3 protein-coding genes are annotated in these 3524 nt (G+C 61.7%); 2 read left to right on the forward strand and 1 reads right to left on the reverse strand.

What is annotated here, in order from left to right:
• Positions 1-398: 398 nt before the first annotated feature.
• Positions 399-977: an AraC family transcriptional regulator gene (locus AB4Z48_RS40270; RefSeq protein WP_441624458.1), complete on the reverse strand. Its 579-nt coding sequence runs from the start codon at positions 975-977 to the stop codon at positions 399-401.
• An 861-nt stretch (positions 978-1838) separates the two neighbouring features.
• Between AB4Z48_RS40270 and AB4Z48_RS40275 the strand changes: the two genes are divergently transcribed.
• Both AB4Z48_RS40275 and AB4Z48_RS40280 read left to right on the forward strand, forming a co-directional pair.
• The gene (locus AB4Z48_RS40275; protein ID WP_441624460.1) at positions 1839-2513 is read left to right on the forward strand and encodes an antibiotic biosynthesis monooxygenase family protein; all 675 of its coding nucleotides are present in this window, start codon (positions 1839-1841) and stop codon (positions 2511-2513) included.
• Between the two features lie 313 nt (positions 2514-2826).
• Positions 2827-3524 (forward strand): HlyD family secretion protein (locus AB4Z48_RS40280; RefSeq protein WP_441624462.1); only part of this gene is annotated, 698 nt, incomplete at its 3' end.

The following is a 3524-nucleotide window of genomic DNA, read 5'->3' on the forward strand; positions in this document are numbered from 1 at the left end:
TCAGGGAGATGGGTGAAACTACGTGCGGGTTTCGGGTGGTCACGGCTGGCTCGCATGGAAACCGGCGCTGACAATATCAGCGACCAAGATCAAAGGGCGATTTCCCATCCAACTCGAGAACAGCGTATGTTCGGCACCAGCTCATGGACGATGGCTTCGACGGGTTCTCCGCCCTGGCCCAGTCCACCCAGCACTTTCTTGATGTGCTTCTGGAAGAATTGTGAGGATCGTGGCAACCATTCTGCCAACGATCGGAGCCGCGCGCTCAGCCAAGAAGATCATCTACCGGCCAAAAAGGGCCGTATCTGGGCCACGATGACCATGACCTCGCCATCCGGGCCATCGCCGTCGCATCCGCGCGGGAGGGAATGCGGCACCGGATGGGCTTGCTCCGTGCCTCAACGGCGCGGCGTCAACAGCGCCGTGGCGATGGTTCGGGCGACGTCTTCGCCAAGATCCTCCCTGACCAGCGCCAGGGCCAGATGGACACCGGCGCTCACGCCGCCCGACGAATACAGGTTACGGTCCTTCAGGCAGCTTAGATTGGTCATGACGTGTACCAGGGGATGCTCGGTTGCGAGCCGTTGCGCGTCGCGCCAATGCGTGGTCAACCAGCGGTGGTCGGCAAGACCGGCACGCGCGAGCAAGAAGGCGCCGTTGCATACGGATGCGAGCCTTCCCGCCCTACGCCCGGCATCGCTGAGCCAATCCACCACTTCCCGTTGCCCATGCCTCAGGCCGATGAGCGGGGACCCGGGCACCACGATAATGTCGAACGGAGCACGCACATCCGACACGCACTCCGTCGTGCCCACCGCCACGCCGTTGGAGCATGCGACAGACCCGGGCGACGGCCCGACGAGATGCTGTTCATAGAACGTTCCGCCGCACAGGCAGTTCGCCTCGTGAAACACATCCATCGGGCCAGTCACATCGAGTAACTGGAATCCGGCGTACAACATCATCGCAACACGCATGCTCCGTTACTCCCCGAATGCCCTCGAAACAAGCGCAGCCCGCCTCGCCGCGTATGCGGCGTGGTAACCGGGTGCCAGAGAGGTTTGACGATCCTGAATCAACGTGATGAATCCGTCCTTGCTTGGGGTCCGGTCCCTAATTCGACCGCGACAATTGGCGAGGCGGCGGCAGCCCCATCCCGGCTACCCCAAGCCGCAACCAGGGCTTATGCGTTTCCAGGTGCACCCGGGTCAGGTTCCCAGCCGCAGTCCCGAAATCAAGTCTAGTCAGTCCATATGGCGGCACGAACACGCAGGTGCGCCGTGTCTGGCCAATCGATGCGGAATTTGGGCCACGTCGTATCACCGGCACCGCCGCGCCTCCGATCGTGCCTGTCGCATTGCGCGTTGGGCACCCCTTGCGCTTCGCCGCCTGAGCTTCAGCTTTCGAGCGAACCGGGCGCCGCGCGCCAGTCACGCTGCCTCGATCGAGGATGACCGCAAAGGACAGCCAGCTCGCGCAAGTTGCCCATTCCGATTGGCTCAAAACAGATCAGAAATGGCCAGCACCAATCGCTTCCGCGACGGCGCGGAGCGGGTCTTCGTGATCGTTCCCGCCCGTGCAAATCGGCTTTTTTGGTCAAACCGAAATGGACTATTCCAGGTGGTTGCGATTTCCATGGAGTCCACAAGTTACTTGGCAAAATTCACGCACTTGTTGGCCGAATACCTGATCCTCCCAGCCTTTAAGAAACACTCTCCGTGCCATACAGTGAATGCACCAACTGCTTGACTGCGACACGGAAATCAACCCGTCGTCATCGCCAGTTTCGCGCATTTTCCACATAACGTCGTGTGGTCAACGGAAAGAAGGAGTACCTCATGTTTTCTGCAATGCTTGAAGTCAACCCGATACCCGAACAATTCGATGCCTATCTCGGCATGGCGCAGATGCTGCGACCTGAACTCGAGAAGATCGATGGGTTTATCGACAACACCCGCTATGCAAGCCTGACGCGCGAGGGGTGGCTCCTCTCGCTGTCGAGCTGGCGCGACGAGAAGTCGCTGGTGCGCTGGCGTACCACGACGAAACACCACAAGGTCCAGCAGGCGGCGCGCGATCGGGTATTTGCCGACTATCGCTTGCGCATTGGCCAGACCGTCAGGGATACCCACGTGCCCGCCGGGCAAGTCTTGCTCGAACAGCGCCTGGATGTCACTGAGACAGGCGCCGGCACGGCGGTGACGCTGCTCGATGCGACGCGCGCGCCGGACTGGGTCAGGCAGGCCGGCGCGGAATCGGTCGCGAAGTCGCTTGGACTTGAAACGGCTGCGGCGGGCCTCGTCGCCTGGGATGTGTTCGACGCACTGATGACGCCGGGAGACGTGATCGTGGTGGCGACGTGGCGCGACCAGGCAACCGCAGAAGTATTCGAACGCGACGCAAAGCTGCCAGAGGGCGTGCGCCTGCGGCACATCCGCATCGTCCGGGCGTACGGGATGTTTGATCGCCGGGAAGCACCGCAATACTTTGAGGAAGTACAGCCTCGGGCGTAAGGCAGTCGCAGCCCGATATCAGCATTCGGGGTTCGGCGAGCGCATGGCCCTTGACGGCGAATCGCAGATGCAATCACCTACTGAACACGCGTAGCTAGCGAACCCCTATGACCACCATCAACCCTTTGACAACCGGAGCCGCGCAGCCAACGCCCGCACAGGCCACGCTATCACATCGTCTCTCTGTGGGCCTGATTGGGACCTTGCTCGCGTCGCTATCTGCAATACGCAATGAACAGGTCACTGCGCTGGCAATGACCCATGATTTGAACATGGGCGCTACTCCGCCCTCTTCCCACTAAGGGAGATTTCCATGTCAGCCGCCACCCGATCCCGCCTCAGAACCGTTCGCATTGCCGTGCTTGTCGTCGCGGTCGGCATCGTTGCATGGGCTTGCACAAGGCTTGCTGGCAACTCGGATACCGAATCCACAAACGATGCCTACGTGTCGGCCGACTTCACGCTCGTGGCGCCGCGTATCGCCGGCCAGGTTTCAGAGGTACTGGTCAACGACAATCAGTGGGTCAAGGCCGGGCAATTGATGGTGCGTATCGATGACCGCGATTTCCGGGCCGCATTGTCGAGTGCGCAGGCGGACGTGGCGGCAGCCAAGGCATCCATAGCAAACTACGACGCCGAGATTGCGCGGCACCCCTCGCTCGTCGAGCAGGCGCGCGCCACGCTTCGCTCCGACGAAGCGTCGGTCGAGTTTGCGCGAGCGAACGCCTCGCGCTACCAGAATCTCTCCGAAGCAGGAGCGGGAACCACGCAGGAACAACAACACGCTTCGAGCGCGCTCGCCGAGCAACTTGCGCGGCAGTCCCATGACCGCGCCGCGTTGAGCACGACTGAGCAGAACCTCGACGTGCTGCGCACGCAACGCGACAAGGCGGCCAGCACGTTGATGCGCGCCGAGGCGGCTCAGGAATTGGCGAATCTCAATCTGTCCTATACGGAAATCCATGCACCGGTGGACGGCAAGGTTGGCAGGCGCTCGGCGCGGGTCGGCGC

This window comes from Cupriavidus sp. 2TAF22 (assembly GCF_052115045.1).
Taxonomy (GTDB): Bacteria; Pseudomonadota; Gammaproteobacteria; order Burkholderiales; family Burkholderiaceae; genus Cupriavidus.

Excerpts from the sequence above, each read along its gene's own strand:
- AB4Z48_RS40270 (WP_441624458.1), bottom strand. The coding sequence starts at position 977 with ATGCGTGTTGCGATGATGTTGTACGCCGGATTCCAGTTACTCGATGTG.
- AB4Z48_RS40275 (WP_441624460.1), top strand. The coding sequence starts at position 1,839 with ATGTTTTCTGCAATGCTTGAAGTCAACCCGATACCCGAACAATTCGAT.